Source organism: Mesorhizobium sp. BH1-1-4, assembly GCF_020165665.1.
Classification (GTDB): domain Bacteria; phylum Pseudomonadota; class Alphaproteobacteria; order Rhizobiales; family Rhizobiaceae; genus Mesorhizobium.
In genome coordinates, this window is sequence record NZ_JAIUIN010000015.1 from 68,478 (window position 1) to 84,735 (window position 16,258).

General features: G+C 60.5%; 15 protein-coding genes. 1 reads left to right on the forward strand and 14 read right to left on the reverse strand.

What is annotated here, in order from left to right; genetic code table 11:
• Window positions 1-10 precede the first annotated feature (10 nt).
• The 8 genes from LB569_RS22400 to LB569_RS22435 form a co-directional block, all read right to left on the reverse strand.
• Window positions 11-700 carry a response regulator transcription factor gene (locus tag LB569_RS22400; protein WP_224694124.1) on the reverse strand — a complete coding sequence of 230 codons (690 nt, stop codon included), beginning with the start codon at window positions 698-700 and terminating at the stop codon, window positions 11-13.
• Window positions 697-3,432 carry a sensor histidine kinase gene (locus LB569_RS22405; RefSeq protein WP_224694125.1) on the reverse strand — a complete coding sequence of 912 codons (2,736 nt, stop codon included), beginning with the start codon at window positions 3,430-3,432 and terminating at the stop codon, window positions 697-699. The genes LB569_RS22400 and LB569_RS22405 overlap by 4 nt, the downstream gene beginning before the upstream one ends.
• 57 nt (window positions 3,433-3,489) lie before the next feature.
• Window positions 3,490-4,053 (reverse strand): potassium-transporting ATPase subunit KdpC, encoded by a 564-nt coding sequence (gene kdpC / locus LB569_RS22410; RefSeq protein ID WP_224694126.1) that lies wholly within the window; start codon window positions 4,051-4,053, stop codon window positions 3,490-3,492.
• An 11-nt stretch (window positions 4,054-4,064) separates the two neighbouring features.
• A complete protein-coding gene (gene kdpB / locus LB569_RS22415; RefSeq protein ID WP_224694127.1) occupies window positions 4,065-6,158 on the reverse strand; it encodes a potassium-transporting ATPase subunit KdpB in 2,094 nt (697 codons plus the stop codon).
• The gene (locus LB569_RS22420; RefSeq protein ID WP_224694128.1) at window positions 6,155-6,370 is read right to left on the reverse strand and encodes a hypothetical protein; all 216 of its coding nucleotides are present in this window, start codon (window positions 6,368-6,370) and stop codon (window positions 6,155-6,157) included. The genes kdpB and LB569_RS22420 overlap by 4 nt, the downstream gene beginning before the upstream one ends.
• Window positions 6,371-6,377: 7 nt before the next feature.
• Window positions 6,378-8,081, reverse strand: coding sequence for a potassium-transporting ATPase subunit KdpA (gene kdpA / locus LB569_RS22425; RefSeq protein WP_224694129.1), 1,704 nt, complete (start codon window positions 8,079-8,081; stop codon window positions 6,378-6,380).
• Window positions 8,082-8,102: 21 nt separating this feature from the next.
• Window positions 8,103-8,192, reverse strand: coding sequence for a K(+)-transporting ATPase subunit F (gene kdpF / locus LB569_RS22430; RefSeq protein WP_015315765.1), 90 nt, complete (start codon window positions 8,190-8,192; stop codon window positions 8,103-8,105).
• A gap of 369 nt (window positions 8,193-8,561) precedes the next feature.
• Window positions 8,562-9,281 carry a Crp/Fnr family transcriptional regulator gene (locus tag LB569_RS22435; RefSeq protein ID WP_140704256.1) on the reverse strand — a complete coding sequence of 240 codons (720 nt, stop codon included), beginning with the start codon at window positions 9,279-9,281 and terminating at the stop codon, window positions 8,562-8,564.
• 211 nt (window positions 9,282-9,492) lie between these two features.
• Between LB569_RS22435 and LB569_RS22440 the strand changes: the two genes are divergently transcribed.
• Window positions 9,493-9,729, forward strand: a complete 237-nt coding sequence (locus LB569_RS22440; RefSeq protein ID WP_224694130.1) for a DUF6894 family protein — start codon at window positions 9,493-9,495, stop codon at window positions 9,727-9,729.
• A 112-nt stretch (window positions 9,730-9,841) separates the two neighbouring features.
• Here the strand turns inward: LB569_RS22440 and LB569_RS22445 are convergent, their stop codons facing one another.
• The 6 genes from LB569_RS22445 to LB569_RS22470 form a co-directional block, all read right to left on the reverse strand.
• The gene (locus LB569_RS22445; RefSeq protein WP_140704254.1) at window positions 9,842-10,144 is read right to left on the reverse strand and encodes a DUF982 domain-containing protein; all 303 of its coding nucleotides are present in this window, start codon (window positions 10,142-10,144) and stop codon (window positions 9,842-9,844) included.
• A 402-nt stretch (window positions 10,145-10,546) separates the two neighbouring features.
• Window positions 10,547-11,269, reverse strand: coding sequence for a DUF6602 domain-containing protein (locus LB569_RS22450; protein WP_224694131.1), 723 nt, complete (start codon window positions 11,267-11,269; stop codon window positions 10,547-10,549).
• A complete protein-coding gene (locus LB569_RS22455) occupies window positions 11,266-12,024 on the reverse strand; it encodes a nucleotidyltransferase (RefSeq protein WP_224694132.1) in 759 nt (252 codons plus the stop codon). The genes LB569_RS22450 and LB569_RS22455 overlap by 4 nt, the downstream gene beginning before the upstream one ends.
• A 133-nt stretch (window positions 12,025-12,157) precedes the next feature.
• Window positions 12,158-14,077, reverse strand: a complete 1,920-nt coding sequence (locus tag LB569_RS22460; RefSeq protein ID WP_224694133.1) for a competence protein CoiA family protein — start codon at window positions 14,075-14,077, stop codon at window positions 12,158-12,160.
• Between the two features lie 10 nt (window positions 14,078-14,087).
• Window positions 14,088-15,437: a hypothetical protein gene (locus tag LB569_RS22465; RefSeq protein WP_224694134.1), complete on the reverse strand. Its 1,350-nt coding sequence runs from the start codon at window positions 15,435-15,437 to the stop codon at window positions 14,088-14,090.
• Entirely contained in the window at window positions 15,430-16,227 is a 798-nt protein-coding gene (locus LB569_RS22470) for a hypothetical protein (protein ID WP_224694135.1), read from the reverse strand. Before LB569_RS22470 ends, LB569_RS22465 begins: the two co-directional genes overlap by 8 nt.
• Window positions 16,228-16,258: the final 31 nt, after the last annotated feature.

Sequence of the window (16,258 nt, forward strand, 5' to 3'; positions counted from 1 at the left end):
CAGGATTGTTTCACTCGACGCGCAGGCGGTAGCCGACACCGGTCTCGGTGGTGATGTAGCGCGGCTGGTCGGGGGTTTTTTCGATCTTCTGCCTGAGCTGGCGCACATAGACCCTGAGATACTGCACGTCGGTCGAATCGTCCCAGATCTGCTTCAGGATGAAGTGGTGGGTGAGCACCTTGCCGGCGTGCTGCACCAGGATGCGCAGTATGTCGTATTCCTTCGGCGAGAGCTTCACCTCCCTGCCCTCGACCTTGACGATGCGCTTGACCAGATCGACGCTGAGGTTGCCGCTCTGGAAAACCGGCTTCTCGCCTTGCTGCTGGAATTTGTGCCGCAGCGCGACGCGAATGCGCGCCACCAATTCGTTCATGCCGAAGGGCTTGGTGACATAATCGTCGGCGCCGAGTTCCAGCGCGCTGACGATGCCGGCTTCGTCGGTGCGGCTGGAGAGAATGACCACCGGCACGTCGAGGCCCTCGTCACGCCATTTGCGCAAGAGGTCATGGCCGCCCATGCCGGGCAGGCCGAGATCGAGCAGCACGAGGTCGGGCTTTTCCTGTTCCATTAACTCGATCGCCACCTTGGCATTCGGCGCCTCGCTGATCGCATAGCCCTGGCTGGCCAGGCCGACCCGCAGCAGCTTGCGGATCGGCGGCTCGTCATCGACAACCAGTATGCTGACATTCGAATTGGTCATCGGGGCTGGTCCGTACCGGGCTCGTCGCCACGGGTGCCGATCGCACGCGATTGCGCCGGCACCGGCATCCTGATGGCGAAGGCCGCACCGGGGCGATCGGTCCGGTTGGCGGCCGCGATCGTGCCGCCCATCGCCTCGACGAAGCCACGGCAGATCGACAAGCCCAGCCCGGTGCCGGCGCGCACCTGGTCGCCCTTGCGCACCCGGTAGAAGGTGTCGAACACGCGCTCCAGGTCGTGCGCCGGAATCCCCGGCCCCTCGTCCATGACCTGAACGATGACGGAGCCATTGTCGGCCCAGGCCTGGGCGCGGATGGTCGAGCCGGGCGGCGAATATTTCGAGGCATTGTCGAGAAGGTTGAACAGGACCTGTTCGAACAGCACGGGATCGAGCCGCAGCATCGGCAGGTCGGTCGGAATGTCGACCTCGATCTTGTGCTCGCTGGTGATCTTGCGGGCACGGTCGAGCGCCGTACCGACGACATCGCCGACATAATGGAGGGCGTAATTCGGCTCCATCGCCCCGGACTCGATCTTGGTCATGTCGAGCAGGTTGGCGATGAAGCGGTTCAGCCGTTCCGATTCGTCGATCACCGTCGACAGAAGCTCCGCCCGGTCCTGCTCGGGCAGATCGGGTGCGAATTCCTTGAGCGTGCCCGCTGCCCCCATGATGGCCGCGAGCGGCGTTTTCAGGTCATGCGAAATCGAGGTCAGCAGCGCCGAGCGCAGTCGGTCGGCTTCGGCGGCGAGCTTGGCGCGGTCGACGTCGGCGACGAGCTGGATGCGTTCGATCGCCACCGCGGCCTGGTCGGCCAGCGCGTCGAGCAGCCGCTGTTGCTCGGGCGTCAACAGCGGGCCCTGCTTGTCGTTGTCGAGACCGACGACGCCGATCGCGGTTCGCCCTGTCCGCAAGGGGAGATAGAGGCGCTTGGCGCCGGGAAGCGTGTCGGCGCCGCGTCCGGCGGCACGGTTGTGCTCCCAGGCCCAGCGCGCGGCGGCGATGTCGGCCTCGGCCAGCGTGTCGTCGGGCGGATACCCTGCCTTGACCGTAATCGTGCCGTCTTCGGGCAGCAGCAGCACCACGCGCAGCTTCAGCATAGAGGCGATCTGGAAAGCAGTGGCCCAGAGCACATCATCGAGCGTGCCGGCGCCGGCGAGCTTCTTGGAAAAGAGATAGATATCCTCCGTTGCCCGCGCCCGCGAGCGGGCGGCCGCGGCCTGACGCTGCACGCGCGCCGTCAGGTTGCTGGCGATGACGGCGACGGCGACGAAGACGGCGATCGCGACGATGCTCTCGGGATCGCGGATGGTCAGCGTGTAGCGCGGTTCGAGGAAAAAATAGTTGAAGGCAAGGACGCTGAGGAAACAGGCATAAAGCGCCGGCCAGAGACCGCCGGCCACCGCCGACGTCAACACGGAGAGCAGGAAGACGATCGCCAGGTTACGAACGTCGAGAAACTGGTCGAGAACCGTACTGACCGCCAACGAGCCCGCGACATAGCCGGTGGCGAACAGATAGGGCCAGATCTGAAACGGCTTGCGCTCGGTCGCCGCTTTGACAGCTCTTGAGGGCGCATCGGCGTTGCGCTCGGTCCCGGAAATGACGTGGACGCTGATGTCGCCGGCATTGCGGATCAGATCGTAGGTGAGCGACCCTTCGATCAGTTCGCGCCAGCGCGACCGGGTCGGCCTGCCGACCACGATGTGGGTGAAGTTGTTGGCTGTCGCATGGCGCACAATGTCCTGCGCGACGCTCTGGCCCGGAATGGTCGTCACCTCGGCGCCGAGCTGCTCGGCGAGGCGCAGGACTGTGGCGAGCCGGTCCTTGTCGTCCTCGGACATGCCGGCCGCGCCCGGCGTATCGACATGAAGCGCCGTCCATGGCGCACGAAGCCGGTCGGCCAACCTGCGCGCGTAGCGAATGCGGGCTGCCCCGCCCGGGCGCGCGTCGACGCAGACGAGCACCCTTTCGCCCGCCGCCCACGGCCCTTGGATGGCGTGGGACTGCATGTGGTTGAGCAACTGCTCGTCGACGCGCTGGGCGGTGCGCCGCAGCGCCAGTTCCCGCAACGCCGTCAGATTGCCTGGCGAAAAATAGTTCTCGACGGCACGTTGCGCCGTGTTGGGGAAATAGACCTTGCCTTCCTCCAGCCGCTTGATCAGGTCGTCGGGCGTCAGATCGATGATTTCGACATCATCGGCCTGGTCGATGACGGAATCGGGAACCGTCTCGCGCACCCTGACCCGGGTGATCTGCGCGACGACGTCGTTCAGGCTTTCGACATGCTGGACGTTGAGCGTCGTGTAGACGTCGATGCCTCGCGCCAGGATCTCCTGAACATCGAGGTAGCGCTTGGGGTGGCGGCTGCCCGGCGCGTTGGTGTGGGCGAGCTCGTCGACCAGGACCAGCGCCGGACGCCGGGCAAGGATGGCGTCGATGTCCATCTCGTCGAGGACACGCCCCTTGTAGTCGACCTTGCGCCGGGCAATGACCTCATAGCCCTCCACAAGGGCTAGGGTTTCCTTGCGGCCATGCGTCTCGACCACGCCGATCACAACGTCGATGCCGTCGGCCAGCCTGGCACGGCCCGACATCAGCATCTCGTAAGTCTTGCCGACACCCGGTGCCGCGCCCAGGAATATGCGCAGACGCCCGCGCCCTTCCCGCTCGGCATGCTCGAGCAGCGCGTCGGGGGATGGTCTGTTTTCGACGTTGCTTCTGTCGTCCGGCATCGGGTCCGATCATGAATGGCGCCGGGGACCGTGTCGATCCCCGGCGCCGACCGTCAACTATTTCGCGGCATCCAGCGCCAGGTTTAGCGCCAGCACATTGACCACCGGCTCGCCGAGCACGCCCAATTCCCGATCCTCGACCTGGCTGTCGACCAGCGCCTTGACCTTGGCTTCGTCGACGCCCCTGGCCTTGGCCACGCGCGGAACCTGGAAATAAGCGGCATCCGGACTGATCTGCGGATCAAGACCGCTGCCGGACGTGGTCACCAGGTCCATCGGCACCGCCGCGTTCGGATTCTCGGCCTTCAGCTTTTCGGCATCGCCTTTGATGCGCTCGATGAGCTTCGGGTTGCTCGGGCCGAGATTGGAGCCGCCGGAGGCGCCGGCGTCATAGCCGTTGCCGGCGGCCGAAGGCCGGCCGTGGAAATATTTGTCGCTGGCAAAGGCCTGGCCGATCAGTTCGGAGCCGATCACCTTGCCGTCCTTCTCGATCAGGCTGCCATTGGCCTGGCGCGGGAACAGCGCCTGCGCGATGCCGGTCATGCCGATGGGATAGACGAGCCCGGTCAGCACGGTGAAGAAGACGATCATGATGATCGCGGGTCTGATTTGCTTGAGCATCGGAATGATCCTTATGCAAGGCCGAGGGCCGTGACGGCCATGTCGATTATCTTGATGCCGACGAACGGCACGACGATGCCGCCGAGGCCGTAGACGAGAAGGTTGCGGCTGAGCAGCGCGCCGGCGCCGATCGCCCGATACTTCACGCCGCGCAGCGACAGCGGGATCAGCGCGATGATGATCAGCGCGTTGAAGATGATGGCCGACAGGATGGCGCTCTGCGGTGTCGCCAGATGCATGATGTTGAGCGCCTGCAACGGGCCGGTCGTCTGGCCGGGCGCGACGTAGAAGACGGCGAACATGGCCGGGATGATGGCGAAGTACTTGGCGACGTCATTGGCGATGGAGAAGGTCGTCAGCGAACCGCGCGTCATCAACAGCGCCTTGCCGATCTCGACGATCTCGATCAGCTTGGTCGGATCGCTGTCGAGGTCGACCATGTTGCCGGCCTCGCGGGCGGCGACCGTGCCGGTGTTCATGGCCACGCCGACATCGGCCTGCGCGAGTGCCGGCGCATCGTTGGTGCCGTCGCCGCACATGGCGACCAGCTTTCCCTTGGCCTGCTCGTCGCGGATCAGCTTCAGCTTGTCCTCCGGCGTCGCCTGGGCGAGGAAGTCGTCGACGCCGGCTTCCGCCGCGATGGCTGCGGCCGTCATCGGATTGTCGCCGGTGATCATCACCGTGCGGATGCCCATGCTGCGCAATTCGGCGAAGCGCTCGCGGATACCGCCTTTGACGATGTCCTTCAGGTGGACGACGCCGAGCAGCCGCCCGTCCCGCTCGACCGCCAGCGGCGTACCGCCCGACTTGGCGACCTCGTCGGCGATCGCCTGCAGGTCGCGCACGGTATCGCTGCCCGGCCGTGTGCCGTGCGTGGCCGAAGTCGGCTGGCTGACATAGGTCAGGATCGAATCGACCGCGCCCTTGCGCACCGAGGAGCCGTCTATGTCGACGCCGCTCATTCGGGTCTGTGCGGTGAAAGGCACGAAAGTCGCGTGCAATGTCGCCATATCGCGGGCCCGGATGGCGTATTTCTCCTTGGCCAGCACCACGATCGAGCGGCCTTCCGGCGTCTCGTCGGCAAGCGATGCAAGCTGTGCCGCGTCGGCCAGTTCCTGCTCGGTGACACCCTTGACCGGGCGGAATTCCGTCGCCTGGCGGTTGCCGAGCGTGATCGTGCCGGTCTTGTCGAGGAGCAGCGTGTCGACATCGCCGGCAGCCTCGACGGCGCGGCCGGACATGGCCAGCACATTGAAGCGCACCAGGCGGTCCATGCCGGCGATGCCGATGGCCGACAGCAGCGCGCCGATCGTGGTCGGGATGAGCGTCACGAACAGCGCGACGAGCACGGTCACCGAGATATAGCCGCCCGAATAGGCGGCAAAGCTCGGGATCGTCGCGGTGGCCAGCACGAAGATCAGCGTCATGCCGACGAGCAGGATGTTGAGCGCGATCTCGTTGGGTGTCTTCTGGCGCTCGGCGCCTTCGACCAGCGAGATCATGCGATCGAGGAACGTGTGTCCGGACGCCGCCGTGATACGCACGCGGATCCAGTCGGACAGCACCTGCGTGCCGCCGGTGACCGCTGAGCGGTCGCCGCCGGATTCGCGGATGACCGGCGCGGACTCGCCCGTTATCGCCGCCTCGTTGACTGAGGCGACGCCTTCCACCACCTCGCCGTCGGACGGGATGATGTCGCCGGCCTCGACGAGCACGGTGTCACCGACCTTCAGGCTGGTACCAGGCACCAGCTTGAATTTGGTGCGATCCTCGCCGGCCAGGAGCTTGGCCTGGGTCTCGGTGCGCGCCTTGCGCAGCGAATCCGCCTGCGCCTTGCCGCGCCCTTCGGCGACGGCTTCGGCGAAATTGGCGAACAGCACCGTGAACCACAACCAGATGATGATCTGCAGCGTGAAGCGCAGATCGCCGCCGCCGGTGACGAGGTCCTTGACGAACAGCACCGATGTCAGCGCCGACACGACGGCGACGACGAACATCACCGGATTGCGGGCCAGCGTGCGCGGATCGAGTTTGCGGAAGGCGCCGCCAATGGCGGGCCACAGGATGCGAGCATCCATGATGCTGGCTGATTTTAACTGGCTCATTTTGAAGCTCCGGCTTCAGTGTTGGTGTGCGGCACCGGGTGATCGGATGCCGAAAAGAGGTGGGGAAGCCCGTAGGCCAGCAGCCAAAGCGCGATCATGGCGCCGGCAAGTCCAAGAAATGTCGACATGGTCGGGAAAGGAGGCGGCAGCCCCTCCTTCTCCGGATCGGGCCGATGCCCGGCATTGCGGCGCTTGTTGCTGAACCAGGACATGTCGGCCTCAGAATGTCTGTCCATGGATCATCGCCAGGTGCTCGACAACAGGTCCGACGGCGAGCGCCGGGAAGAAGGTCAGGCCACCGACGATGACGATGACGCCGACCAGCAGCCCGACGAACAGCGGACCGTCGGTCGGGAAGGTGCCGGCCGAGGCGGGTACGGTCTTCTTCGCCGCCAGCGCGCCGGCAATGGCGAGCGCCGGGATGATGACCAGGAAGCGGCCCATCAACATGCCGATGCCGATGGTGATGTTGTACCAGGGCGTGTTGCCGGTGAGGCCGCCGAAGGCCGAGCCGTTGTTGGCCGCCGCCGAAGTGTAGGCATAGAGGATTTCGGAGAAGCCGTGCGGCCCGCCATTGGCGATCGATGCCACCGCGCTCGGCAGCACCACCGCGATGGCCGTGAAGACCAGCATCGCCAGCGGCAGGCACAGGATGGCCAGCATCGCCATCTTCACCTCTTTGGCCTCGATCTTCTTGCCCAGATATTCGGGCGTGCGGCCGACCATCAGGCCGGCGACGAAGACGGCGATCAGGATGAACATCAGCATGCCGTAGAACCCGGCGCCGACACCGCCGACGATGACCTCGCCGAGTTGCATGTTGATGAGCGGGATCATGCCGCCGAGCGCGGTGAATGAGTCATGCATGGCGTTGACCGCGCCGCAGGAGGCGGCCGTGGTGATGACCGCGAACAGCGCCGAGAGGGCGATGCCGAAACGGCTCTCCTTGCCTTCCATGTTGCCGCCGTCGATGCCCAGCGCATGGACCAGCGGATTGCCCGCGGCTTCCGCCCAGTAGCAGACGGCGACGCCAACAATGAACAGCACGCCCATCGAGGCTAGGATTGCCCAGCCCTGGCGCTGGTTGCCGACCATGCGGCCGAAGACATTGGTCAGCGCGGCACCCAGCGCGAAGATCGTCACCATCTGGATCAGGTTGGAGATGGCATCGGGATTCTCGAAGGGATGCGTGGCATTGGCATTGAAGAAACCGCCGCCATTGGTGCCCAGCATCTTGATGGCCACCTGCGAGGCGACCGGGCCGAGAGCGATGGTCTGCTTGGCGCCCTCGAGCGTTGTGGCGTCGATGTAGGGCCCAAGCGTCTGCGGCATGCCGAGCCAGACATACACCAGCGTGAGCACGATGCAGAGCGGCAGCAGCACGTAGAGCGTGCAGCGGGTCAGGTCGACCCAGAAATTGCCGATCGATTTTCCGGAAGCGCGAGCAAAGCCACGGATCAGCGCGATCGCGATGGCGATGCCGCTGGCCGCGGAAACGAAATTCTGGACCGTCAGCCCGGCCATCTGCACGAGGTAGGACATCGTGCTTTCACCACCGTAATTCTGCCAGTTGGTGTTGGTTATGAAGCTGGCGGCGGTGTTGAAGGCGAGCGCCGGATCGACCGCGCTCATCCCTGCCGGATTGTAGGGCAGGCTGCCCTGCAGGCGCTGCAGGAAGTAGAGCACCAGGAAGCCCGCCAGGTTGAAGAGCAGCATGGCCACCGCATAGGTGGCCCAGTGTTGTTCTTCCCGGTCGCTGGTTCCGCAAATGCGGTAGAGCCCCCGCTCGAGCGGACCGAAGATCGGTGAAAGCAGCGTGTGATCGCCATTGAAGACGCGGTGCATGTAGCCGCCGAGCGGCTTCACCAGCAAAACGATGATCCCGCAATAGACGAGGATCTGAATCCATCCGTTAATGGTCATGACGGGCTTTCCGTGCGCTGGTCAGAAACGTTCAGGGCGAATGAGGGCGTAGGTGAGGTAAGCGAGCAGGAACAAGGTCACGCCTCCACCGAGGATGTAGTCGACGAGCATGGTTTCGACCCTTCCGCTTAAATTTTGTCGCAGACTTTGACGTAGGCGAGGGACAAAGCAAAAAACAAAACCCCTATGCCGAGAACGATAATATCCATCTTGCCCGTTCCTTTGTGCCTTGTACTTCGTGCCTTTCCTGGAAAGGCGCGCAATACCGTGAAAACGCCCGTCGCATGTTCATCGACGTGACGTCAAAAACTTGGTTGTGTGGATATGGACCCGATCGCCATAAAGTTTCGAGACGGGGCGAGGCGCAAAGAAATAGGAATTCTATAAAGATTTCCGGACGCCACTCAGCGTCGAAGAACGACTCTCGACGCCATTGTCGGTCTGGACGCCCAACCGCCTTGCGGCCTTGCTGAACTTACGCTAGCGCGGCTCCCGCGTCAGGCTGAGATAGGTCGGATCGAACTCGGCGATTTCCTGGAGCCTGTGCCAGTCCAGGATGGTCACCGTGTGGTTTGCCCAATTGACGACGCCGATTTTGCGCAAGGCACCGATGACGCGGTTCATGTGCACCACGGAAAGACCAAGCACATCGGCCAGTTCGGCTTGCGAGAGCGGCAGATGGAAACTCATGCCGTTGGTGCGCTGCACCACCTGCAGCCGCACGAAAAGCTCACAGAGAAGATGGGCCAGATGCGAGGTCTTGGAGCGGCGGCCCATCGCCACGATCCATTCGCGATGGATGGCGCCGTCGACCAGCGTGTCCAGCCACAGCAGCCGCGTCAGATGCGGCGCTTCCTCGGTGATCGCGCGAAGCCGGCTGTGATCGGCGAACATGACATGGCAGGGCGACATGGCAACGATGCCGTGATCCATGGTCTTCAGCAGGAACGCGTGCAGATCGACGAAATCGCCGGGCACCTGCAGGGAGGTGAACTGCCGGCCGCCATTCTCCAGCACTTTGTAGCGCGCCGCCAGGCCGTCGAGGATCAGGGTCGAATGGGTCGGCCGCGCGCCCGAGGCGACGATATCCTGGCCGACCGCGAAATGCCGCTCGAACGTCATGGCTTCCGCCAGCAGCGCCTTTTCGGCGTCGGAAAGGGCGTCGTGCTGGGCAAGATTCAGATACAGGGATTCCAGCACCGCTATCTCCAGCGAAAGGGCTCAGAGCCGATCGCCAGCTGTTCTGTCGAAGCAAGGGCGGCTGCCGAAGCACTAGGTCCTCGGACGCTGGCGGGCATTAACATTTGTTAGAAGGCTCTTATTCGCCAGCGAAGATCATCTCTGATGGAACAACGGCTTAGCCCGCGAATTGTCGATCAGTCTCTTTTGCAAATCGGGATTCGGCCGCATCATGCCCAGATACTTTCTCGACCTTTACAATGGTGATGGCCTGACGGTGGATGACCACGGTCAGGTCTTCGACTCGCGTGAGCGTCTGCGGCGCGAGGCAATCCTCATCCTGCCCGACATCATTCGCGACGAGATGATCGAGAACGACCGGACGGCCATAACCGTGAAGGTGCGGGACGAGAATGGGCGCCATATCTTCGAGGCATCGCTCGTCATCTCGTCCAGCTGGTGTGATTGACCGCTGTCCGCGCGAACCCGCTGCAAGAAATCGAAAACCCGGCTTGGAGGGTCAAGCCGGGCTTTCGGTGGTGGCCGTACGAACTGGCCGCCACGATCATTGGCACGAACGATCAGGCGGCGTAGCCGCCATAACCGCGCGCGACGGCGCGCGCCACGATGACGGGTTCGATCTCGGGCCAGAGAATGCCGGTGGCTTGCGCGAATTCAACGAGCGCATGGCGTGCCTCGTCCCTGGTGATGCAACCTTCCAGCGCCAGGCCGCAGGCCTCGACGGCATTGCGATAAAGCGGACCACGCCGGGAGGTCGTCCAGTTCGTCAGGAAATCGTGCATTTCGGCCAGCGAGGCGATTTCGCGCTTGAAGCCAAGGCCGACGGTCAACGCGACGGGCGAATGAAACAGCTTGTCATGCATGAAATAGGCTCCTGATTGGTCGCAGTCGGAGAAAATCCTGGCGGGATCGACTGATGAGACGCCGGGAAACGCGCGGAGCGGCGAGAGGTTCCCGAGCAAGCCGGACACTTTGCGGAACGCACGAGTGAACTCCGGAGCGGAGGATGCTTTCCCGTGTATAGCGGTCAACCGGAATGATTTACTGAAAGGAAGACGCTTCGAATTCGCCCTCCTGCGCTAAAGCTTTGGAGGACATCCTGCTTCGTCCAAAGGATCACGCAAATCCTGCGAAGCTCGAAGAGCGAGGCAGGATGGCGGAGAGAGCGGCCGCCAGTCGCAACAAATAACTCTTTAAGATCAATGATTTAGAATAAACCGAAAGAGCATTTTCCAGAGCAAAAACCAGAGCAGCTTCGGGTAAAACTACTTCGCTAGCCACTTGGCGTAGGCACGAACATCGATCATGGGTACCGTCGCGCTCGACTGCAACTTCGCAATCAATTCTAGAAGGAACGCTGTGGCCGCCTTGCCTCCTTGCGGCACGTGGTAGGCTCCCTGCGCATCTTTCCAGAACGCGCCCTGCGCAGCGCAGCATCCGATGTCGAGACTCCCATCGGGATCACCCTTTTCGAGGGCAGCATAGAACGGCGTGCCAAAGGCGGGTGTCCATTCACTGTCAAATGACAGGATGCCGCCCCAGATATGTTGCAGAGGCTTTGGCGGCATTTCCCCGCCGATCGTTGGGACCGGCAAACTGGTACGCTTCAGCGCGCGTACGGTCGCAATTTTCTTTTGAGCGTAGGCCATCATCGCACCATTGATGATTTGCTTGGCTTCGAACGCGGCGTACACGCTTTCAGCGGGGATGATCACCTGCCCCTCGTAGTGGAAGACGAACGGCGAATACTGCCGATCGAACACAACGACATCAATTTGGTCGCTGAATGCGCCCGTGCTGTCCACCACATGCGCGGTCGAAACCTGATACCGCTTCGGCAGGTACGACTCCAAAAGATCGCGCCACACCCTTTCGCTAGCATCACCCTTGACCGTTGGATGACTGAAGACCTTTCGCGCTCGGTCCAGACGCCGCTCGATATCATCATGCAAAGCGGAAAGGAGGACTTGCAGCGACCAATCACTCATCGAACAATTTCTCCCCACGTCTTCGCGGCCAAAGCAGTTTCAGCAGCTCGCTTGATCGCGGCCTTCTCATTGGCGGTGAGGTCGTCGGAGATGATGTTGTTTGTGTTTGCCGGATCGATCACCCTTGCGGCGGAGAAGCTGTCCCGCAAATATTCGAACACGCGCCACACTCTAGTGGACAACGTGCCGCCAGACCCGCGAAGAGCTTCGATCACCGTTAGCTCCAGATAGAACGAAAGAAAGTCCAAACCCTTCTGATTTCGCCATAGCTTCAAGATTCGAGTTTCCAGTTCACGCCCGGCACCGGTCACGACGGCGATGTGGCGATCCACGTTCGTCTTCGTCCATGTGTCGGCCTTTCGGCGGTATAGGCTGTGATCGGAACTATTAATGTCCTGCCGCTTGGCCGGAACAAGATCGACATCATATCCACCGACCCGAATGTTGATGGAAACGTTTTGCCGTTTGGGTGTGTAACCGGCTTTCGTCATGGCATTGAAGAGAGTGTCGTAAATCTCTTTCAGAGTGGACGGTGTGTTGGTCCCAAGAGAAATGAACAGGTCGATGTCAGTGCCGCTCCTGTTAGCCGTTCCTTTCGCGAAGGAGCCGCTTGCGCTGACACTGTTCAGATATCCCGCACTCCAAGTTTGAATGACTGGCGCGAGCGTCTGTGCAACGCCTCGGACTGGAGAGTTGACGCTCCGATCCACGGCCTCGCGCATGAGAATGCCACCTAGATATTCATCGGCAGTCATCTTGGCCCCTCGCCGCGATTAAGTCTTCGAATCGCGAACACCCGGAGTAAGTCTAGCGTAACGTCAGAAGGAACAGAACAAGCAGGCCGCACGAGCCGCTTGTGCGACAGAGCCGACGTATCGGCATTGCATCTCAGAACGGCGCACCAAACTGATCCTGCCATTGTGTAAGTTTCCCACGAGCCTTTCGATAAGTTTCGGCATCCTTCACGAACAGCAGCGGCGTTGTGCGGTTAAGATCGTCGTCGCGGCCGTTCAGAAAGCTTTCGGAGTCCTTTTCCGACAAACACTGCCGGGCATCATCGGTGATCATCCGGCGATACTCTTCCCGCTCGGCCGCAGCTTCCGACTCGATAAGACGCTGCCTGACCAATTCGGAAAGTGCCTCCCGCGCGCGGGTCAGGCCAGACTCGCTATCCTCCGCCATCTCAAGCGGGGTCATGTTGTTCATGTTGGCAAGTCTGGTGTTCAAGAATGCATCTAAGCCTGGCCCGGTTAGCTCTTTCTCTGCATCAACACAAAGCCGGTCACGCCGCGAATGGCGTAGGCGCTCCGCTGCTTGAAGTTGCTTCTCCCGTAGCTCTTCGGCGTGCTTCGCTATCTGCGCCCTCCGGCGCTCGATAGCTCGTTCAATGGGTAATCCAACATTTCCGTATGGCAGCCGCCCGTTCTTCTCCATCATGGCAGCGATGTTCTCGATCTGCCCGACGATCTTTGCCGACTCGACGTTGGACTGTAGCGCCTCCCGGTAGCTCAAGCCGGATTCTTGATGGATTGATTGAAGCCACGACTCGCCGTTCATACCGCAACGCTCGTCGTCAGGAAGCTCGCTAAGAATCCAGTCCACCAGTTGCACGCTCGCGTGCAGGGAGGCGGTCCTTTTGGTTTCGGCCAATGTCCTCGCGGTCCAAGGATCAGCGAATGCCTTTGCGAGGGCTACGCCGTAGCCTTGTTGGAACAGAACACCCTTGCCAAGTAGATAGTTCAGATAAGTGTCGATGGCTTTCCAAGCCGGCGCGAACTGAGTTTCGACCAACGCTGTGTCGTCTGCCACTTCGCGAGACACGCGCTGAAACTGCGGCCGTATGAGATGGCCTTTCTCCAGATGCTTGGTGATCGGTACGGCCTTGCACGGGCCGTTCCCAAGACAACGGTCATGAAGGACCTCGGCTAAGATGATAGCCTGCCAAACCGCTGGTGGCACCGTAAAGCAGCCAAAGCCTGCAACCTCAATCCCCACATGATCGGCGAGTCCAACCGTCGCAAGTTCCGCGTGGCGAGGTACGTCTCCCTTGGCTCCCGCCAACTCTTTCAGTCCGTCAGCATAGGCGCGCACTAGGTCACCAACGCGTTTCCTGTGCTTGTTCGCCGCGTTAGCCTGACGTTCGTCCTGCTGCTTCTGCCAAGCTTCCTCTTCCTTCTTACGCATCGCCTTCGCAGCTTCAATGCCGGGATGAAAAAGCCAATGGCGTAGCGCCGACCGCAGGACGGCGTCCGCGATTGCCTCTCGCGTCGAGTCTCGCGGGAGTCTGGAAAGATCGATTTCGACGGCCGGCGTGCGGTGATCGCGCAGGCGTTGAAGTTTGGTGCCGTCGCAGAAATGAGTCACCGCGACCTCAACAAAAAGATCGTAGCCGAGGGCGCGAACATACAGGTCCGGCACGATCCCCTTCGGGTCCGTGTATTCTAGCCGAAGGAACTCTGTGGTGACTTCCTGCCCCGGCTTCATCACCACCTGCCTTCGCTCATCTAGCCCAAGTCGCTCCGGCAGCAACATCTTCGGGTTGTTCCGGAACGCCTCCTTGGCCAGCAAATGGATAGCCGTCTCTGGACCACCACCGCACGCCTCGCCGCTGTAGTGCGCGAAGTGCGGAACCTTGTGGTCAGCCTTGGTCCGAGCAACCAATTGCCCATCGCATGCGGGGCATATGCACCCACAGGCCAAGCCTCGCAGGACCTCGCTAATATGAAGCAAACTGCCGTTAGTGCTGCGACCGTAAATTAGTTTGGCACGATCGGAACCGTATGACTCCTTAGCCTCGCGTTCCGCCATCACGCTGCCTCTACAGCACCGATTGAGGATCGGGTTTAAGAACGGCTCTTAGCGCGGAGACATTCCTAGTTGATACCGCATTGTTGACGGCGGCGAGCAGCGAGTAATCGATACCGTCAAAGACAACGTCGGCATCGTCAAGCGTGCTCGTATTCGGGCGAACGATCTTGGAAACGACAACCAGTTTACGATGAAGCTCGATAACATTGCGTAGGTTGTCCAGCCATTGGTCGGGATTGGAAGGGAATTGAGACGCTACTATCTGCAATACCTCCATTAGGTCACGCAAAAACCAAGGCGGAGGCGGTTGAGTTCGAAACACGACATTCGTAAGCCGATATCGATCACCGAGGACCATCTGGACTTGCTCAAGGCACTTATCGAAGAGGGGATGGAAGTATTGGCGCGAATTATCGAGGCCAGTGTCTTCACCCGCTACGACATCAAAAAACAGTAGGAGTGCCGACAACTCCCCGACAGTCCATCGGTCGGGCTCATGTATACGCCCTTGTGTGCTGTCGGTGGGGTACACATGTTCGTATGTTTGTTGAGCGATGAACTCCGAGATGGCGCTCCGCCTGCTCCAGAAGTCGTATTGGCCTCCTGTCTCTTGCTTGATCGCTTCGAAGATGCCGTCTGGGAACATTCCCTCATAGGCACGCAATTCCGTTCTCGAAACGAAGATGCCTTTCGTAAGCAGCATGCCTTCAAAACGATGCAACATCACGCGGTTGGCGGAAGTCGGTTGCAGCTTGAGATGAGGTATCTCAAGAATCCCCTGTACCAGCTTGAGCGACGATTTCGCGGAAAACTTTTCGAGCCAGTTGAGCCGGGCAGCCTCTACTTTTTCAAGTAGGTCAGACGGTGGTTTGCCTCGCTCGAATGCCGATCGAACGAGAGCAGAGAATTTTGAAATCCAATACCGGGAGCGAACGGGCTGGCTTAGCAGATCGTCCATTGCCGCGTTGATGTCCGTGTGGTCCGCAGGAGTAAACCCGGCGCTGCCTATCCGCGATCGAAGTGATAGAAATGCCTTGACGGCTTCGTTGCCTAAGCGTGGAAGCCGTGAACGGATTTCAACCTCAGTCCATTCGGGATCGACAACATAGACATGGCCATTCTCAATTATAGGGACCGGAGCCTTGTGGCCAATTTGAACGAGCCGCTCGTCACCCGCACCCACATACTTGAGTGAGTAGCCGAGATCGGCGACCTCGTAGAAATCAAGCACAATAAAAAAATTATCGGTTTTCGGGATGTAGTTATAGTTCGAGCCTTGCCGCTTCAAAATGGGAATGGATATGGCGAATGAATCCGTTCCGAAATCGATGCACGCAAACAGGTCGTAGCGATCATGCATCGATAAGCCCTATCTTGCGATAGATATCTTTCACAAGCCCATAGATCGTTGCCATGTAGCTTTCAGTACTTAGCGCATAGATATCGTAGTGCCGTATATGGAGTCCCTTGTTGATTGTGCGCAGGCGCTTTTTTAAAGCTTTGTCATCGAAATAAGGTCTGGGCATCACTATTCCAATGAGGTGATCGCTGAGCGAAACATCGCTTGCGCTCTGGACCTCGATAGCCAGTGAACGATCATCCGCTGTCACCTGATCCCGATTGTACATTGTGCACAGAGCTTCAATCTCGGAGTGGGCAATGCCTAGTCTTCGCCGCTGCTTCACTTCAGCGACCGGTTTCGCCTTTCCGTGGAGGTAATCGGAGTCGTTTCCGAAAAAGATATCGATCAGAAGATCAATGGCTGCATTGCCTTGCGGGGCCAATTCGTACCCCTCGGGCTTGAAGTCGGACAGGTAGTTAGGAAACCGCCCAGAGAAAAACGCGCCGGAATCGAAAGGGAAAATCCGCCGCATATTCACCACACAAGCATTTTTAAGGAGCAGCACAAAGGGCAGTTGCCAATCCTTCGGCTTGTCGTAGGTCTTCCTATATGAAGGCCGCCCATGGAAAAAATAGGCCAGATTTTCGTCCGTGAAGGTGTCACAGCGTGTGACCGAGATCTTCCCTTCCCGGATGATGGTGATCAGGTTCTTCGATTCCGACGAGTGAACTAGCGGCAAGGCTGATCGAAAATTGGTGCTTTGGTCAGCGAGAAATTCAGCGAGCGTGTAATCTTTGAGATCGTTCATCGGCGGCTATCACGTTGACTCGTAAATGCGA